The following is a 15,897-nucleotide window of genomic DNA, read 5'->3' on the forward strand; positions in this document are numbered from 1 at the left end:
GGGGCCGCGCGCTAGCAAAACCGCGCGAAGCCGACAAGTCGGCGCTTCGCGTAGATCGCCCTTTACGTGGCGCACATGAGGCGGCAGGGATGGCGGCATGAGCACGCCCCCCGCCATCCTGATCCGCGACCTCGTCAAGCGTTATGCCCCCGCCGGGAAGAGCCCGGGCAAGCTCGCGCTCGACGGCGTCAGCTTCGACGTGCCGCAGGGCGAGATCTTCGGCCTGCTCGGCCCCAACGGCGCGGGCAAGTCCACGCTGATCAACACGCTCGCCGGGCTCGTCATGAAAACCTCGGGCCATGTCGAGATCTGGGGCCACGACATCGATCGCGACCAGCGCAACGCCAAGGCCTCGATCGGCATCGTGCCGCAGGAAATCGTGTTCGATCCCTTCTTCACGCCCGTCGAGGTGCTGGACATCCAGGCCGGCCTCTATGGCGTGCCCAAGGAACTGCGCCGTTCGATGGACCTGCTCCGCGCGGTGCATCTGGAGGACAAGGCCCAGGCCTACGCTCGTTCGCTATCCGGTGGCATGAAGCGCCGCCTGCTGGTGGCCAAGGCGATGGTTCACAGCCCGCCGGTGCTGGTGCTGGACGAGCCGACCGCGGGCGTCGACGTCGAACTGCGTCGCCAGCTGTGGGAACTGGTGGTCAAGCTCAACCGAGAGGAAGGCGTGACCGTCGTTCTGACCACGCACTATCTCGAAGAGGCCGAGGAACTGTGCAACCGCATCGCGATCATCAACCACGGCAAGCTGATCGCCAACAAGCCCACGCGCGAGTTGGTCGACATGGCGCGCGAGAAGATCGTCGTCCTGACTTTGGATAGGGACGTCTCTACTGCACCGCAACACGAACTCTTCGCCAAGAGCGTAGCCACTGGCGAACGCACGGTCGAGATCACCTACGACAAGGACCGGATGAACGCCGGGCAGGTGCTGGCGCTCGTCCAGAACCAGGGCTACGCCATCGCCGACGTGTCCACGCGCGAGGCCGATCTGGAAGACGTGTTCGTGAGCCTGACGACGGCGGCCTGATCGGCTCGCCCCGATCCGTCAGCCCGCGTCTGCGGCCTTTTCCTCGCCGTGCAGCGGATCGGCGCGCCACCCGCCACGCGGTCGGCGACGGATCGCGTCGTTGCAATGGCGACAGCGCGAGACATAGGCGAGCCCGTCCCAGGAAATGCGCTCCCGGCGCGGGCGATGGCGGTTGAACACACAGAGCAGACGACCAAGCATTCCCACGTTTCCCCCTGAGGAATCCTTAGGACAATACCGTATCCTGCTGCAGTCGCGAAATGAAAAACCAGACATAAATTAGTTTTAATGGTTAACTTATGATCTGCGTATGAATATACTTAAATGAAGGGCCGTCCTTCTGCCCTGCAGGGCGGTGGCGGGCCATCCGACATCAAACCGCCTTTTCAAATGCCGCCGTGGCGGGCAAAGGAGCGCGCTCACCATTCGGGCCCGTCCGCCCGCGCGAGGCCATTCGGGAGCCGCCTGGGTTGACCCAACACGACGTCCTCATCATTGGTTCCGGCGCCGCCGGACTGACCGCCGCCCTCGTCCTTGCCGAACGCTGCAAGGTGCTTGTCCTCGCCAAGGGCGCGCTCGACGGCGGATCGACCAACTGGGCGCAGGGCGGCATCGCCGCCGTGCTCGACGAAGGTGACACTTTCGAGAACCACATCCGCGACACGATGATCGCGGGCGCGGGCCTCAACCGGCGCGAAACGGTCGAATTCGTGGTCGAGCACGCCCCGCAGGCGATTCACCGCCTCGAAGCGCTGGGCGTCCCCTTCAATGCTGAGCAGGGCTCGCTCCACCTCACCCGCGAAGGCGGCCATTCGCACCGCCGCATCGTCCACGTCGACGACGCCACCGGCGCCGCCGTGCAGAAGGCGCTGCTGAAAGCCGCCAACGATCACCCCAACGTCACCCTGCTGCCGGGCCACGCCTGCATCGACCTGATCACGGGCCGCCACGAAGCCGCGCGCTATTCGGGCTCGGGCCGCGTCTGGGGCGTCTATGCGCTCGATGAATCCACCGGCAAGGTCGAAGCCTACACCGCGCGCGCCACGATCCTGGCGACGGGGGGCGCGGGCCGCGTCTACCAGTTCAGCACCGCCCCGCGCGGCGCGACCGGCGATGGCATCGCCATGGCCTGGCGGGCAGGGGCGCGCGTCTCCAACATGGAGATGATGCAGTTCCACCCGACCTGCCTCTACAACCTCGAAGTCAAGAACTTCCTCATCACCGAGGCGGTGCGCGGCGAAGGCGGGCGACTGATCAACCCGCGCACGGCCAAGCGCTTCATGGAGTTCTACGACCCCGAGCGGCTGGAGCTGGCCCCGCGCGACGTCGTCGCCCGCGCGATCGATTCCGAGATCAAGAAGTTCGGCCTCGATTTCGTCCATCTCGACATCAGCCACATGCCCGCCGATTTCGTGCGCGGCCACTTCCCCAACATCTACGAACGCCTGCTGGGCCTCGGCATCGACATGACCCGCCAGCCGATCCCGGTGGTGCCCGCGCAGCACTATACCTGCGGCGGCATTCTCATCGACCTTGCCGGTCGCACCGACCTGCCCGGCCTCTATGCCGCCGGCGAATGCACCGAAAGCGGTTTGCACGGGGCGAACCGCCTCGCGTCCAACTCGCTGCTCGAATGCTTCGTGTTCGGCGATGCCGCCGCGCGCGACATCCTCGCGCGGTGGGACAGCTTCGATGCGCCGCCCGAAGTCCGCCCCTGGGACGAAAGCCGCGTGACCGAGGCGGACGAGGAAGTCGTCATCAAGCAGAACTGGACCGAGATCCGCCGCTTCATGTGGAACTACGTCGGCATCGTGCGCACCAACAAGCGCCTCGAACGCGCCGCGCACCGCATCAAGCTGCTGTTCGACGAGGTCAACGACTACTACGGCCACTTCCGCGTCTCGACCGACCTGATCGAACTGCGCAACCTGCTGCAGAGCGCCGAGCTGATCGTTCGCTCCGCCCGCGCGCGCCACGAAAGCCGGGGCCTGCACTACAACCTCGACACGCCCCAGACCGACGCCGAGCCGCACGACACCATCCTCGTGCCGTGAAGGTCTGCTGCACGCACAAGGACGTTCCCGAGGGCGGCCGGGCGAAGTAGAGTCCGGCCATGGCCCTGCTGCTCGCCTTCATCGTCGCCGCCGCGCTGCTTACCATGACACCGGGCGTCGATACCGCCATGGTCCTGCGCGTCGCTACGGTAGAGGGCAAGCGCAGCGCCATGGCCGCCGCCGCCGGGATCTGCGCGGGCTGCCTTGGCTGGGGCGCGGTCGTTGCGCTCGGCCTTGCCGCCCTGCTGCGCACATCGCCGCTTGCCTACGATCTGCTGAAGTGGATGGGCGCGGGCTATCTGCTCTATCTTGCCGCCGGCCTGCTGTGGCGCCCGCGCGAAAGCTTCGACGGCACGAGCGAGCCTGTGCGCAGCGGTGCGCTCGTCATGGCCCTGCGCGGCTTCCTGACCAATGCCCTCAACCCCAAGATGGGGATCTTCTACGTCACCTTCCTGCCGCAGTTCATCCCCGCAGGCGTCGCGATCGGCCCCCGCGCGTTCCTGCTGGCCTCGATCCACGTTGCGCTGTCGGTGCTCTGGTTCGCGGCTCTGATCGGCGCGACGGCAGGCCTGTCGCGCTGGCTGCGCCGCCCGGCGGTGATCGCCGCGCTCGATCGCGTGACCGGCGCGGTGTTCGTAGCCTTCGGCGTCAGGCTGGCCCTCTCGTCCGCACGGTGACGCCGTCCGCGCCCTAGAAGTGCCGGGCCAGGAAGATCAGGAGCATCGCTCCCACCACCGAGGCCAGGCAGCCTGCGCGGCTGAAGCCCTCGCTCCATGGCCGCCCGTCGCGCCAGCTCGCCGCCAGCCCGGCCACCAGCGAGCCGCCGATACCGAGCAGGATGGTCTGCCCCAGCCCCATGTCGACCGGGCCGAGATAGAGCACCCGCGCGAGGAGGCCGACCAGCAGGCCGGAAATCAGGATCGAGACGAGATTCAGCACGGCGTACGAGGCTCCATTCCTGTGGACACCTTGGAAGGGTCCGATTGACCCTCGTTTGTCCACAATCTGATGCCTGCGCGCAAAATAAAATCGACGGGCGTCGATTGGCTCTTGAACCCGGCCTCGCCCCGCGCGTCGCTGCACTGCACAATGGCTGTCACTGCGATGAAACGAATCGCACGTGCGACGAACCGAATCGCCCTTGGGGGTACCCCCCTCTTGTGTCTGAAACCCATTGAGGCACTATGGATTGTGGTTAAGCCGGTGGGGGACCTCTAGACCTAGTTTGGAGCCAACGCGCACCGAAAGGCGCGCGCAAGACCCTTGCGCCCTTTTCCCTGAAAACAGGGCAGGGCGCGGGAAACCGGGGCGCAGGCGGTTGAGCGGGATTCATGTTCCGCTTCCGTTCCGCCCAGTGTAGGATCGGGGCCAGCCTCCGATTCGAAGACGCGGGCGGCGCGCCGGGGCAATCCGGCCAGCGACGCAGCGGAGATTGGAACCGCCCTTCGCGCTGCGCGTGCAAGGGCCGCGATACGGGGGTTGCACATGGATTTCAGGACTGGGGACGGTTCCGTGGCGGCGCAGGACGAACTGGGTCTCGAAGGCCCCGCACAGGCCGATATGGCCGAGACAGGCGAAGCGAAGGCAATGACGATGGAAGCGAAGGATCAGGGCAGCGAGAACCTGCTGGCCGGCATGGCGGCGACCGTCGCCGCAGCCAGCTTGGCCGCGGTTGCGCCCAAGAACGATTCCAAATCGGTGCACGCCCGCCGATTCTCGATCGTCACCGACGAAAGCCGCGATGCGCTGCTGACCGTGTTCGGCAAGGACACGCTCGACGACCGCTACCTGCTGCCTGGCGAAAAGTACCAGGACCTGTTCGCCCGTGTGGCCGACGCCTATGCCGACGATCAGGACCACGCCCAGCGGCTCTACGACTACATCTCGAAGCTGTGGTTCATGCCCGCAACGCCGGTCCTTTCGAACGGCGGCACCGGGCGCGGCCTGCCGATCTCGTGCTACCTGAACTCGGTGGAAGACAGCCTTGAAGGCATCGTCGGCACCTGGAACGAGAACGTCTGGCTCGCCAGCCGGGGCGGCGGCATCGGCACCTATTGGGGCCAGGTGCGCGGCATCGGCGAGAGCGTCGGCCTCAACGGCAAGACCAGCGGCATCATCCCCTTCGTCCGCGTGATGGACAGCCTCACGCTCGCCATCAGCCAGGGCTCGCTGCGCCGTGGTTCGGCCGCGTGCTACCTCGACGTCTCGCACCCGGAAATCGAGGAGTTCCTCGAAATCCGCAAGCCGTCAGGCGACTTCAACCGCAAGGCGCTGAACCTCCACCACGGCGTGCTGCTCACCGACGAGTTCATGGAAGCGGTGCGCGACGGCGCCGAATTTGCCCTGCGCAGCCCCAAGGACGGCTCGGTGCGCGGCAAGGTCGATGCCCGCAGCCTGTTCCAGAAGCTGGTCGAAACCCGCCTCGCCACGGGTGAGCCCTACATCGTGTTCAACGACACGGTGAACCGCACGATGCCCAAGCATCACCGCGATCTCGGGCTCAAGGTCTCGACCTCGAACCTGTGTTCGGAAATCACCCTGCCCACGGGTCGCGATCACCTCGGCAACGACCGCACCGCGGTGTGCTGCCTGTCCTCGCTGAACCTCGAAACCTGGGACGAGTGGAACGGCGACAAGCAGTTCATCGAGGACGTGCTACGCTTCCTCGACAACGTGCTGCAGGACTACATCGACCGCGCGCCGCCCGAAATGGCCCGCGCCAAGTATTCGGCCATGCGCGAACGCAGCGTCGGCATGGGCGTGATGGGCTTCCACTCCTTCCTGCAGAAGAAGGGCATCGCGTTTGAATCCGCGATGGCCAAGGCGTGGAACCTCAAGATGTTCCGCCACGTCGCCGCCAAGGCGGACGAAGCCTCGCTGCTGCTGGCGCAGGAACGCGGGCCTTGCCCCGATGCCGCCGACATGGGCGTGATGCAGCGCTTCTCCTGCAAGATGGCGATCGCGCCCACCGCGTCGATCTCGATCATCTGCGGCGGCACCAGCGCCTGCATCGAGCCGATCCCGGCCAACATCTACACGCACAAGACCCTGTCGGGCTCGTTCGTGGTCAAGAACGAATACCTCGAAAAGCTGCTGCAGCAGAAGTCGAAGGATTCCACCAACGTGTGGAACTCGATCCTCGAACGCGGCGGCTCGGTCCAGCACCTCGATTTCCTGAGCCCGGAAGAAAAGGCGATCTTCAAGACCAGCTTCGAGATCGACCAGCGCTGGCTGCTCGAATTCGCGGCCGATCGCACGCCCTACATCGACCAGGCGCAGTCGCTGAACCTCTACATTCCGGCAGACGTCGACAAGTGGGACCTGCTGATGCTCCACTTCCAGGCGTGGGAAAAGGGCATCAAGAGCCTCTATTACCTGCGCTCGAAGTCGGTGCAGCGCGCAGGGTTCGCCGGCGGCGTCGAAGCGGACAACACCGCCAGCGCGCCCGTCATCGAACTCGCCGCCAGCCCGACCGACTACGAGGAATGCCTCGCTTGCCAGTGATGGCAAACGTGGCCCGCTGACACGGGGCGGCGCATGAACATGGCCTATCTGTTCATGCTGCCGGCCGAGCTGTTCGCGCTGCACTGGGGGTATCGCCAGGTGCGCCTGCGCCAGCCGCCGTTGCGCCCGATGCGGACGCTGCAGCTGGGACAGCCCGTGACCAACCCCGCCCAAAAGCTCGCGCTGGCCCGCCAACAGGGCTGGATGGCGATCCTGTTCAGTGCCGCCCTGTTGCTGGCTCCGCTCCTGCCGCTGGCGGAAAAGTGACGACGATGCCGCCCGCCCCCCTGCAAGATACGGCGCCCGGAGCCCTTCCCCCCTCCCCGGCGGGGAGGGACCAGCGCTATCTGCGCGTGCCCGCCGCCCCGTTACACCCCGCGACACTTCGCGGCTTGCGCGCGCCCGCGACAATCGGCGACAAGACCCCCGCTTGCCTGATCCCAACAAGCGCGGCTACAACTGCGATCAATTCGCATTATCAAAGGGGATCTCTTCATGCGCAAATGGCACCGCTGGCTTTCGGTGTTCTTCTCGGTGTTCCTGCTGTGGATCGCGGTCACCGGCGTGCTCAGCCAGATCGTGCCGCTGCTGGGCAGCGCGCCGGAGAAGCCCGCTGCCGAGGCTTCGGCCAAGCCCGCCTTCGTCTGCCCGCCGGACTACATGTGCCGGCCCAAGCCCAAGCCGGGCGATCCGCGCGCGCTGGTGGGGACGCTGCATCACCTGCATTCAGGCGAAAGCTTCGGTCCGGCAGGCGTGGTGATCGCCACGCTCTCCGGCTTTGCGATGGTGTTCTTCAGCTTCTCGGGACTGTGGCTCTACATCCAGATGTGGCGCAACCGCGCGAGCCGCAAACTCAAGCCCGGCTGGTTCTGGAAGTAGGCGCTGCTCAAGGTGTGTCCCTGACATCCGTCGGGGGCTTGCCTTCCGGCGACCGGACGCAGAAAAACGCCCCGTCTTGCGACGGGGCGCCTTCCGGCCTCACCAGTTACGACATGGCGCGACCTGGCTCCGAAGGGGACGGAGCTTTGGCACAGGGCGCCAGGCCCTCATTCCTCTTCTTCCATGCCATAGGCGACGTCGCCATTGGCCGAGAGGCGCACCTTGTCGCCCTCCACGCCCGCGACGAGGCCCAGCGAGATGTAATGGTGGTGGCCTTCGTGGCGGCCCATCCCGCCATCGGCCTTGGTCAGCTTGATGCGCCGTCCATCGACATGGTCGACCGTGCCCACATGCACGCCATCGGCGCCGATCACTTCCATGTGCTCGCGGATCTGTTCGCCAATGCCATGCGCCGCGCCGTCGCCCTGCTGGCCCCCACCGGAGGACTGGAACTGTTCCTGCTGGTTCTCGCTCATGGCGTTTCTCCTCGTTGGGAAAGGTCGCGCGCCGCTGACCTGCGCAGCAGCGCCTCTGCCCAACCAATGCGGCCCGGCACCGCCCGTTCCCGCCGCAGTCGACGACACGGTGGAAAACCGCCTCCGCACGCCTCCCCACGGGGCAGCGCCGCTTTCGCCGCCCGGCCCCGCCCCCTACATTCCCTGTAACCGATTCGCCCAAGGACCAGCCCGATGCCCCTTCTCGAAGCCCGCAAGACCTACAAGCCCTTCGAATATCCCTGGGCCTACGATTTCTGGAAGCGCCAGCAGCAGATCCACTGGATGCCGGAAGAAGTGCCGCTGGGCGAAGATTGCCGCGACTGGGCGCAGAAGATCAGCGAGCACGAACGCAACCTGCTGACGCAGATCTTCCGCTTCTTCACCCAGGCCGATGTCGAGGTGCAGGATTGCTACCACGAAAAGTACGGCCGCGTGTTCAAGCCGACCGAGGTCAAGATGATGCTCGCTGCCTTCTCCAACATGGAGACGGTGCACATCGCCGCCTACAGCCACCTGCTTGACACCATCGGCATGCCCGAAAGCGAATACGGCATGTTCCTCGAATACGAGGAGATGAAGGCCAAGCACGATTACCTGCAGCAGTTCGGCGTCGATACCGACGAAGACATCGCCCGCACCCTCGCCATGTTCGGCGGCTTCACCGAAGGGCTGCAGCTCTTCGCCAGCTTCGCCATGCTGATGAACTTCCCCCGCTTCAACAAGATGAAGGGCATGGGCCAGATCGTCTCGTGGTCGGTCCGGGATGAATCGCTCCACTGCGAAGGCATCACCCGCCTGTTCCACGCCTTCGTCGCCGAACGCGGCTGCCTGACCAAGGCGGTGAAGGAAGACATCATCGATTGCTGCCAGAAGACCGTGCGACTGGAAGACGCCTTCATCGACCTCGCCTTCGAACAAGGCCCGGTCCCGGGCATGAGCCCGAAGGAAATCAAGCGCTACATCCGCTACATCGCCGACTGGCGCCTCGGCCAGCTGGGCTTCCAGCCGATCTACATGATCGAGGACCACCCCCTCCCTTGGCTCGCCCCGCTGCTGAACGGCGTGGAACACGCCAACTTCTTCGAAACCCGCGCGACCGAATATTCCAAGGCCGCCACCCGCGGCGACTGGAACACCGTCTGGTCCAGCTTCGACAGCCGCCGCAAGGCCAAGACCGCCGCCAACGAACCGGTCAGCGAAGAAGCCGACATCGACATGTTCGGCGCGGCGGGGATCGCGGCGGAGTAAACACCACCCTGTCCCACGCGCGCCTGCCCGCGCCCCCTCTCCACCGTCACCCCGGACTTGATCCGGGGGCCCACTTCTGGAGGCTAAGGGAAGGCAGGAAGAGAAGGGATTGATGCGAGGGGGTTACCCCCTCGCGCTCCCACAAGGGGATTTCAATGGATATCGCCAGCCAAATTTCGGCAATTGGGTCAGCGGGAGCATTGGCAACCGCTGCATGGAAATCCCCAGAACTACTTAAAGAAATATATGGCGATCTAGCGAAACCAGGGGTCCAACAGGTGGGCAAGGCCATAAGCTCAGTTTTAGGCCTTGGCTCGACAATTCTATTGCCTCTTCGGCTTGCCAATGAGGCAGCCAGACAATTCGAAGTGAAAGCTTTTGAGAGAATAGCTAGGCGCTTTTCCGAGATACCAATAGAACAAATCTGCGAAGTAGTTCCCGATATTGCCATTCCTCTCCTAGAGAAGATTAGCATAACCTCCGATGAAAATCTTCAATCCATGTTTATAGAGCTTTTAGCCAAAGCCTCTAATTCAGATGAAGTCTCCAAAGCCCACCCAAGCTTCATCTCAATCATAGCAAATATGACTTCAGACGAAGCCTTTATAATAAAAGATTTACAAAAAACAAATTTGCACCCCACCATAAATGTACTAAGATTTTCCGAGAACGGTGGATATCGCGTAATTCACCCTTTGATATTTGAAGTTCCAGATGAGGTTGTTTTCTTGGAAAACATTCCATTCTACCTTACTATCCTGCAATCAAAAGGCCTTATACAAATAGATATGACGCAAGAAATTGCAGATCAAAAACTGTATGACGATCTAAAATCTGAAATTGATAAAATATATCAAAATGCCCCATACAGAGATTTTCGCCGCTTTCACATACCGGGAGATGTGGTTTTTGAAAAAGGTGTTATAGCGATGACACCTTTCGGTGATAGGTTTTTAGAAGCCTGCACTTAGAATTTAGGGTATATTTATATTTTATTTTGCGAAACTATATAAATAACATTATGATTATGCTGCTGTCGCGGCTGGATGTCCCGGGAACGCAAGCCCCCTCGCATCTGCTTCTTCTTCCCGAACCTTGACAAAACAAACCATATAGGTTATACGCCCCGCCCACGGACCGGGAGCAGGCATGGCCGGCTTCGCCCTCGCTCCTTCGGGGTCAGCCATATGGGCGCAAGCCGATGGGATTGGCCCCGACGCGACCGGCGCGGGTTTGCGCTTCGCGGGGGCGCTGGATCTTCCAGCGAACAGGGCGTTAAGCCCCAAGTCCCCGGGCAAACCCAGGCCAGAGCAACGGATGTGCGGATGTGGTGCGGCGGTTCAGCCGCGTGCATGCGCTTCGCGAAGGCCCCGACCGGGCAACGCAGGGGCCAGTATCGCCCCTGCCATCCCCGGTCTCTCCCTTCACGAACATATCGCTACGGACCGGGCCGCAAGCGAGCCGCCGCCCGGGATCGAGCCGCATGTCTGATCAAGGCTGTGCCGGAACGGAGACAACGCCCCGCCCGGCCACTCGCCCAACGCGTTACCGCCCTTCCTCGCAGGAGCCATGCAATGGCGCCCGCGCCGGTCGCGCAGGTCCGTTCCCTCAAGGCAAAACGTCCGGGCTGGCCGCCGGACGATCGGGCGTGCGCTACAGCCCCTTGAACAGCGCCAGCATCCGCGCCCACGCCTTTTCCGCCTGCACCGCGTCATAGATCTGCGCATCGATCGTGCACCAGCCGTGCTGCGCGGGATAGACTTCCACTTCCGCCGCTCGCCCCGCCGCCCTGGCTGCGGCGCGCAGGGCGTCCTTGTCGCCGGGCGCGCGTTCGTCGTCGTTCTGGGCGATGGCGAACAGGTAGCTCGCCTGCGTGCGCGCCAGCAGCTTGTGCGGGCTGTCGGGCGTATCGGCCACGAGGTTCGCGCCATGGAAGCTCGCCGCCGCGCCCACCCGCGCCGGGTTGGCCACGGCGGTGCGCACGGTGAACGGCCCGCCCATGCAGTATCCCGCAGACCCGATCTTGCGCGCGGTATCGACCTCGGCCTGCGCATCAAGCCACGCGACGAACGCGCCCGCATCGCGCACCGTGCCTTCGGGCGTGATCGCGGCGATCATCGGCTTGAGCGTTTCCTGCCCCGCCGGCGTGCGCCATTCGGACAGGCTTTGCAGGATCGGCGCCGCTTGCGAGCGATAGTACTGGTTCACCACCAGCACCGCATAGCCCGCCGCCGCCAGCCGCGTGCCCATCGTGCGATAGGCATCGCGAAGCCCGGCGATATCGGGCCACATCACCACCGCCGGGTGCCTGCCCGCCTTGGGATACACGAAGAAGGCATCGGCCTTGCCATCGGGCGTCGTGATGGTCACGGCCCGGCTCGCCGTCGGCAGCGCATCGGGCGCTTCGCGGCCCACGCAGCCGGGCGAAACCGCCAGCACCGCCGCGCCCGCGCCCAGCGCGGCGAAACGCCGACGATCCAGCAGGAAGCTTGCCGCATCGCGCTCGGTCAGCTCATCGCACATCGGTATCGCTCCTCGCATCGCTCCGTCGTCGCCCACGATAGCGCCCCTTCGCCCCCTTGCAACGCTGCCCCGATGTTCCGCTTGCTCCCGCGCCGGAACCCTTTTAACTGATAGGTTAAACAACCAATCGAGGGATGCGCGTGGCCGACCATATCGCCGGAAAATCGATCGTCATCACCGGCGCCGGGGGCGGCTTCGGCAAGCTCGTGGCGCAAAAGGCCGCCGCGCTTGGCGCTAAGGTGACGCTGGGCGACATTCAGGGCGAGGCGCTCGACGCCACCGTGGCTGAAATTCGCAGCGCAGGCGGCACGGCGCAAGGCGTTGTGACCGACGTGACGGACCTCGCCGCGATGAAGGCGCTGGTCGCCGCCGCCGTCACCCACCACGGCGGGATCGACGTCATGGTCAACAACGCGGGCGTCATGCCGCTGGCGTTCTTCGCCGATCACGGTGCGGCCTACGATGCGTGGGTCCGCTGCATCGACATCAACTTCAAGGGCGTGCTCAACGGCATGGTCGCGGCCTATGATCCGATGATCGCGGGCGGAAAGGGCCAGGTGATCAACGTCTCGTCGATCTACGGCAATTTTCCCACCGTGGGCGCGGGCGTCTATGGCGCGACCAAGGCGGCGGTGAACATCCTGGGCGAATCGCTGCGGCTGGAATCGCGCGGAAAGATCAAGGTCACGACGGTGAAGCCCACGGGCGTTGCCGGCACCGGCCTTGCCGGCACGGTCGTCAACATGGACGGCCTTGCGGGCATCCTCGGCCTCAACGCTGCCGAAGCCAACGCGGTGTTCGCGCAGATGGCCGACGGTTCGATCGACCCGGCGCGGCTGAACCCCGAAAACATCGACTACGCCAATCTCGAACCGCGCTTCATCGCGGACGCGGTGATCCATGCCATCGACCAGCCGTGGGGCGTCTCGATCGGCGAGATCACCGTGCGCGGCGCGGGCGACTACTACATGCTGTGACAGATCGCGCCGGAAAGGCGCGGCGGAACAATTTGACCGGACGCCAATTCAACGGGGTGGGCGACCGGAACGGATGGAGAGGATCCGAACGATGCGGGTAAAACAGGTTTCGGCAATCGCGATTTCTGCGGTCGCGCTGACGATCGCGGCCTGCCAGATGGGCAGCGGCGATCCGGCCAAGGCGGGTGCGGCCATGTCGGGCGTGACCGACACGATGATCGCGCAAGGCAGCGACAACGAATGGCTGAGCTATGGCCGCGACTATGGCGAGCAGCGCTTCTCGCCACTGACGGCGGTCAATGACCAGAACGTGGGCCAGCTGGGCCTCGCCTGGTTCGCCGATCTCGACACCGCGCGCGGGCAGGAAGCCACCCCGCTGATGCACGACGGGGTGATCTACGTCTCCACCGCCTGGTCGATGGTCAAGGCTTATGACGCCACCACCGGCGCGCTCAAGTGGGCCTATGATCCCAAGGTGCCGCGCGAAACCGTCGTCCGCGCCTGCTGCGATGCGGTAAACCGTGGCGTCGCGATCTATGGCGACAAGATCTACGTCGGCACGCTCGACGGCCGCCTCGTTGCGCTCGATGCCAAGAGCGGCAAGGAAGTCTTCGCCAAGGTCGTCGTGCCCGACCAGCAGAACTATACCATCACCGGCGCTCCGCGCGTGGTGAAGGGCCGCATCGTGATCGGCGCGGGCGGCGGCGAATACCGCGCGCGCGGCTATATCGCCGCCTATGATCCCAACACCGGGGCAGAAGTCTGGCGCTTCAACACCGTGCCCGGCAACCCCAAGGACGGCTTCGACAAGGAAGGCCTGAACAAGGCCGCGATGGAAGCCGCCGCCAAGACCTGGGGCGGCGACTGGTGGACACTGGGCGGTGGCGGCACCGTGTGGGATTCGATTACCTACGATCCGTCGACCAACCTCGTGCTGTTCGGCACCGGCAATGCCGAGCCGTGGAACCCGGCCGCTTCGGGCCGCGATGGCGATGCGCTCTACACCTCCTCGATCGTCGCGGTGAACGCCGACACCGGCCAGTACGCCTGGCATTACCAGGAAACGCCCGAAGACCGCTGGGACTTCGATTCCGACGCGCAGATCACGATCGCCGACCTGACCATCGACGGTCAGAAGCGCCATGTCGCGATCCACGCGCCCAAAAACGGCCATGTCTACGTGATCGACGTCAAGACCGGCCAGTTCCTTTCGGCCACGCCGTGGGTGCCGGTCAACTGGACGACCGGCATCGATCCCAAGACCGGCAAGGCCACCATCGCCCCCGAAGCGCGCTATGAAAAGACCGGCAAGGCCTTCGTCGGCCTGCCCGGCGCGATCGGCGCGCATTCGTGGCACGCGCAGAGCTTCAACCCCAAGACCGGCCTGCTCTACATCCCCACCAACATCGCGGCGCAAGGCTACGTCGCGGCCAAGGACTGGAAGCCCAGCGCGATCGGCTACCAGTTCGCCATCGACCCGTCCAAGACCACGCTTCCGGCAGAAGGCCGCGCCGCGGCCAAGGCAGCGACCACCGGCGCGCTCGTCGCGTGGGACGTGGTCAACAAGAAGGAAGCGTGGCGCGTGCCGATGCCGTCGCCGTGGAACGGCGGCGTGCTCTCCACTGCGGGCAACCTGGTGTTCCAGGGCAACGCGCAAGGGCAATTCGCCGCCTACAGCGCGGACAAGGGTCAGAAGCTGTGGTCCTTCGCCACGCAGAGCGGCGTGATCGCGCCGCCGATGACCTATGCCATCAATGGCGAGCAGTATGTCGCCGTGCTCGTGGGCTGGGGCGGCGTGTGGGATCTTTCGGCGGGCATCCTTGCCCACAGTGGCGGAGCCTACAAGAACATCAGCCGCCTGATGGTCTTCAAGCTGGGCGGCAAGGCGCAGCTTCCCGCCGCGCCCAAGGCCGACAACCAGGCCGTGCTCGATCCGCCGCCCTTCACCGGCACGGCAGACCAGGTGGCACGCGGCGGCGCGCTCTATGGCCGCTATTGCACCGTCTGCCACGGTGACGCGGCCATCGCGGGCGGTCTCGTGCCCGACTTGCGCCATTCGGGCGCACTCGGATCGGACGAAGCCATCCGCTCGATCGTCATCGACGGCGTGCTGCACCAGAACGGCATGGTCTCGTTCAAGTCGGCACTGAAGCCGGAAGACGCCGAGGACCTGCGCCAGTTCCTGATCAAGCGCGCCAACGACGACAAGGCGCTGGAAGACAAGAAGGGCGGCTGATCCCGTCTTGCTAACGGCGGTCGTGGCGGGCAACCTGCCCGGCATGACCGCCGATCCGCGCGCCGATCCTGAATCCATCCGGGCCTTCCATCGCCTCGGCCCCGACACCACCACCTCGGGCCGGATCGAGGCGCACGATATCGACCGTCTCGCCGCGATCGGCATCGCCCACGTGGTCAATCTCGCGCTGGCCGATCATCCCGAGGCGCTGCCCGACGAAGCAGCCCGCTGCGCTGCCGCCGGGATCACCTATACCCACATCCCCGTGCCGTTCGATGCGCCAGACGAGACGCACTACGCCGCCTTTGCGCAAGCGCTGGAACAGGGCCCGGCCCCGGTCCACGTCCACTGCATCATGAACTGGCGCGTCTCGGCCTTCTTCTATCGCCGGAACATCGAACAGGGCATGGCCGAAGCGGACGCGCGCGCGCTGATGGAGCGGCACTGGACGCCCGAATCCAGCACCAACCCCCACGCCCCGGCGTGGGCGGCGTTTATTGCGCGTCCCAGAAGTTGAGTTCGAGCAGCACGCCATCGGGATCGAGCGTGAACACTTGCGTCAGCCCGATCGAATCGATGCGGTTGCGCTGGCGATCGCGGCCCATCTCGGCCAGCCGCGCCAGCACCACCTCGGGCTCGCTGCAATTGAGCGCGACATGGTGGATCGCCCCGGTCTCTGCGCCGGAAATCGCCGCGCGATCATAGGCGCGCGGGCAATCGACCGAGTTCAGGTGCAGGATCGGATGGCCGCGCCGATCGTGCATCCACTGGATCTGGTGCGGCGCCGAAGGTGGCGGCCCGTCGCGCCGCTCCAGCCCCAGCAACGCGGCATAGAAGCGCGCGCTCGCGTCGAGATCGGCGCAGATGATGTTGACGTGATCGAGCGCGTTGACCTGCATGGTCGGCATCCTGTTGTTGCTTTGTCCGCAAGGTAGGCTGCGAA

At 64.8% G+C, this 15,897-nt stretch carries 16 protein-coding genes; 11 read left to right on the forward strand and 5 right to left on the reverse strand.

The features are described from left to right. The first annotated feature begins 97 nt into the window (after positions 1 to 97). Positions 98 to 1,036, forward strand: coding sequence for an ABC transporter ATP-binding protein (locus tag K3A84_RS12525; RefSeq protein WP_225009686.1), 939 nt, complete (start codon positions 98 to 100; stop codon positions 1,034 to 1,036). A gap of 18 nt (positions 1,037 to 1,054) precedes the next feature. Here the strand turns inward: K3A84_RS12525 and K3A84_RS12530 are convergent, their stop codons facing one another. Next, positions 1,055 to 1,237 carry a hypothetical protein gene (locus K3A84_RS12530; RefSeq protein WP_225009687.1) on the reverse strand — a complete coding sequence of 61 codons (183 nt, stop codon included), beginning with the start codon at positions 1,235 to 1,237 and terminating at the stop codon, positions 1,055 to 1,057. Between the two features lie 269 nt (positions 1,238 to 1,506). Here K3A84_RS12530 and nadB point away from each other — a divergent pair, with 269 nt between their 5' ends. Together nadB and K3A84_RS12540 are read left to right on the forward strand one after the other, a co-directional pair. Further along, positions 1,507 to 3,090: an L-aspartate oxidase gene (gene nadB / locus K3A84_RS12535; RefSeq protein ID WP_225009688.1), complete on the forward strand. Its 1,584-nt coding sequence runs from the start codon at positions 1,507 to 1,509 to the stop codon at positions 3,088 to 3,090. A 59-nt stretch (positions 3,091 to 3,149) separates the two neighbouring features. Beyond that, positions 3,150 to 3,767, forward strand: a complete 618-nt coding sequence (locus K3A84_RS12540; protein WP_225009689.1) for a LysE family translocator — start codon at positions 3,150 to 3,152, stop codon at positions 3,765 to 3,767. A gap of 13 nt (positions 3,768 to 3,780) precedes the next feature. Here the strand turns inward: K3A84_RS12540 and K3A84_RS12545 are convergent, their stop codons facing one another. Then, the gene (locus tag K3A84_RS12545) at positions 3,781 to 4,029 is read right to left on the reverse strand and encodes a GlsB/YeaQ/YmgE family stress response membrane protein (RefSeq protein WP_225009690.1); all 249 of its coding nucleotides are present in this window, start codon (positions 4,027 to 4,029) and stop codon (positions 3,781 to 3,783) included. A gap of 546 nt (positions 4,030 to 4,575) precedes the next feature. Here K3A84_RS12545 and K3A84_RS12550 point away from each other — a divergent pair. From K3A84_RS12550 to K3A84_RS12560, 3 genes are all read left to right on the forward strand, one after another. Next, positions 4,576 to 6,594, forward strand: a complete 2,019-nt coding sequence (locus tag K3A84_RS12550) for a ribonucleoside-diphosphate reductase subunit alpha (protein WP_225009691.1) — start codon at positions 4,576 to 4,578, stop codon at positions 6,592 to 6,594. A gap of 33 nt (positions 6,595 to 6,627) precedes the next feature. Next, positions 6,628 to 6,861 (forward strand): hypothetical protein, encoded by a 234-nt coding sequence (locus K3A84_RS12555; protein ID WP_225009692.1) that lies wholly within the window; start codon positions 6,628 to 6,630, stop codon positions 6,859 to 6,861. A 228-nt stretch (positions 6,862 to 7,089) separates the two neighbouring features. Then, positions 7,090 to 7,473, forward strand: a complete 384-nt coding sequence (locus tag K3A84_RS12560) for a PepSY domain-containing protein (RefSeq protein ID WP_225009693.1) — start codon at positions 7,090 to 7,092, stop codon at positions 7,471 to 7,473. Between the two features lie 167 nt (positions 7,474 to 7,640). On the opposite strand, the gene K3A84_RS12565 is transcribed toward K3A84_RS12560, so the two are convergent. Continuing rightward, positions 7,641 to 7,853: a DUF2171 domain-containing protein gene (locus K3A84_RS12565; protein WP_225009868.1), complete on the reverse strand. Its 213-nt coding sequence runs from the start codon at positions 7,851 to 7,853 to the stop codon at positions 7,641 to 7,643. A gap of 309 nt (positions 7,854 to 8,162) precedes the next feature. Between K3A84_RS12565 and K3A84_RS12570 the strand changes: the two genes are divergently transcribed. Both K3A84_RS12570 and K3A84_RS12575 read left to right on the forward strand, forming a co-directional pair. Then, positions 8,163 to 9,218, forward strand: a complete 1,056-nt coding sequence (locus K3A84_RS12570) for a ribonucleotide-diphosphate reductase subunit beta (RefSeq protein ID WP_225009694.1) — start codon at positions 8,163 to 8,165, stop codon at positions 9,216 to 9,218. 155 nt (positions 9,219 to 9,373) lie between these two features. Further along, entirely contained in the window at positions 9,374 to 10,189 is an 816-nt protein-coding gene (locus K3A84_RS12575; protein WP_225009695.1) for a DUF4393 domain-containing protein, read from the forward strand. Between the two features lie 682 nt (positions 10,190 to 10,871). Here the strand turns inward: K3A84_RS12575 and K3A84_RS12580 are convergent. Then, positions 10,872 to 11,741 (reverse strand): dienelactone hydrolase family protein, encoded by an 870-nt coding sequence (locus K3A84_RS12580; protein ID WP_225009696.1) that lies wholly within the window; start codon positions 11,739 to 11,741, stop codon positions 10,872 to 10,874. A gap of 134 nt (positions 11,742 to 11,875) precedes the next feature. Between K3A84_RS12580 and K3A84_RS12585 the strand changes: the two genes are divergently transcribed. The 3 genes from K3A84_RS12585 to K3A84_RS12595 all read left to right on the forward strand — a co-directional run bounded on the left by K3A84_RS12585 (position 11,876) and on the right by K3A84_RS12595 (position 15,471). Further along, positions 11,876 to 12,718 carry an SDR family oxidoreductase gene (locus tag K3A84_RS12585; protein WP_225009697.1) on the forward strand — a complete coding sequence of 281 codons (843 nt, stop codon included), beginning with the start codon at positions 11,876 to 11,878 and terminating at the stop codon, positions 12,716 to 12,718. 91 nt (positions 12,719 to 12,809) lie between these two features. Continuing rightward, the gene (locus tag K3A84_RS12590) at positions 12,810 to 14,954 is read left to right on the forward strand and encodes a PQQ-dependent dehydrogenase, methanol/ethanol family (protein ID WP_225009698.1); all 2,145 of its coding nucleotides are present in this window, start codon (positions 12,810 to 12,812) and stop codon (positions 14,952 to 14,954) included. A gap of 43 nt (positions 14,955 to 14,997) precedes the next feature. Next, positions 14,998 to 15,471, forward strand: a complete 474-nt coding sequence (locus K3A84_RS12595) for a beta-lactamase hydrolase domain-containing protein (RefSeq protein WP_225009699.1) — start codon at positions 14,998 to 15,000, stop codon at positions 15,469 to 15,471. Here the strand turns inward: K3A84_RS12595 and K3A84_RS12600 are convergent. Further along, on the reverse strand, positions 15,449 to 15,862 hold the full coding sequence (locus tag K3A84_RS12600; protein ID WP_225009700.1) for a VOC family protein: 414 nt from the start codon (positions 15,860 to 15,862) through the stop codon (positions 15,449 to 15,451). The genes K3A84_RS12595 and K3A84_RS12600 overlap by 23 nt on opposite strands. Positions 15,863 to 15,897 lie beyond the last annotated feature (35 nt).

This window comes from Novosphingobium percolationis (assembly GCF_020179425.1).
GTDB lineage: Bacteria > Pseudomonadota > Alphaproteobacteria > Sphingomonadales > Sphingomonadaceae > Novosphingobium > Novosphingobium percolationis.

What these genes read in the sequence shown, in the direction of transcription:
- K3A84_RS12555 (WP_225009692.1), top strand. Translation starts at nt 6,628, where the DNA reads ATGAACATGGCCTATCTGTTCATGCTGCCGGCCGAGCTGTTCGCGCTG.
- K3A84_RS12570 (WP_225009694.1), top strand. Translation starts at nt 8,163, where the DNA reads ATGCCCCTTCTCGAAGCCCGCAAGACCTACAAGCCCTTCGAATATCCC.
- K3A84_RS12575 (WP_225009695.1), top strand. Translation starts at nt 9,374, where the DNA reads ATGGATATCGCCAGCCAAATTTCGGCAATTGGGTCAGCGGGAGCATTG.
- K3A84_RS12540 (WP_225009689.1), top strand. Translation starts at nt 3,150, where the DNA reads ATGGCCCTGCTGCTCGCCTTCATCGTCGCCGCCGCGCTGCTTACCATG.
- K3A84_RS12565 (WP_225009868.1), bottom strand. Translation starts at nt 7,853, where the DNA reads ATGGAAGTGATCGGCGCCGATGGCGTGCATGTGGGCACGGTCGACCAT.
- K3A84_RS12560 (WP_225009693.1), top strand. Translation starts at nt 7,090, where the DNA reads ATGCGCAAATGGCACCGCTGGCTTTCGGTGTTCTTCTCGGTGTTCCTG.
- K3A84_RS12585 (WP_225009697.1), top strand. Translation starts at nt 11,876, where the DNA reads ATGCGCGTGGCCGACCATATCGCCGGAAAATCGATCGTCATCACCGGC.
- K3A84_RS12550 (WP_225009691.1), top strand. Translation starts at nt 4,576, where the DNA reads ATGGATTTCAGGACTGGGGACGGTTCCGTGGCGGCGCAGGACGAACTG.
- K3A84_RS12595 (WP_225009699.1), top strand. Translation starts at nt 14,998, where the DNA reads ATGACCGCCGATCCGCGCGCCGATCCTGAATCCATCCGGGCCTTCCAT.
- K3A84_RS12525 (WP_225009686.1), top strand. Translation starts at nt 98, where the DNA reads ATGAGCACGCCCCCCGCCATCCTGATCCGCGACCTCGTCAAGCGTTAT.
- K3A84_RS12530 (WP_225009687.1), bottom strand. Translation starts at nt 1,237, where the DNA reads ATGCTTGGTCGTCTGCTCTGTGTGTTCAACCGCCATCGCCCGCGCCGG.
- K3A84_RS12590 (WP_225009698.1), top strand. Translation starts at nt 12,810, where the DNA reads ATGCGGGTAAAACAGGTTTCGGCAATCGCGATTTCTGCGGTCGCGCTG.
- K3A84_RS12600 (WP_225009700.1), bottom strand. Translation starts at nt 15,862, where the DNA reads ATGCCGACCATGCAGGTCAACGCGCTCGATCACGTCAACATCATCTGC.
- K3A84_RS12580 (WP_225009696.1), bottom strand. Translation starts at nt 11,741, where the DNA reads ATGTGCGATGAGCTGACCGAGCGCGATGCGGCAAGCTTCCTGCTGGAT.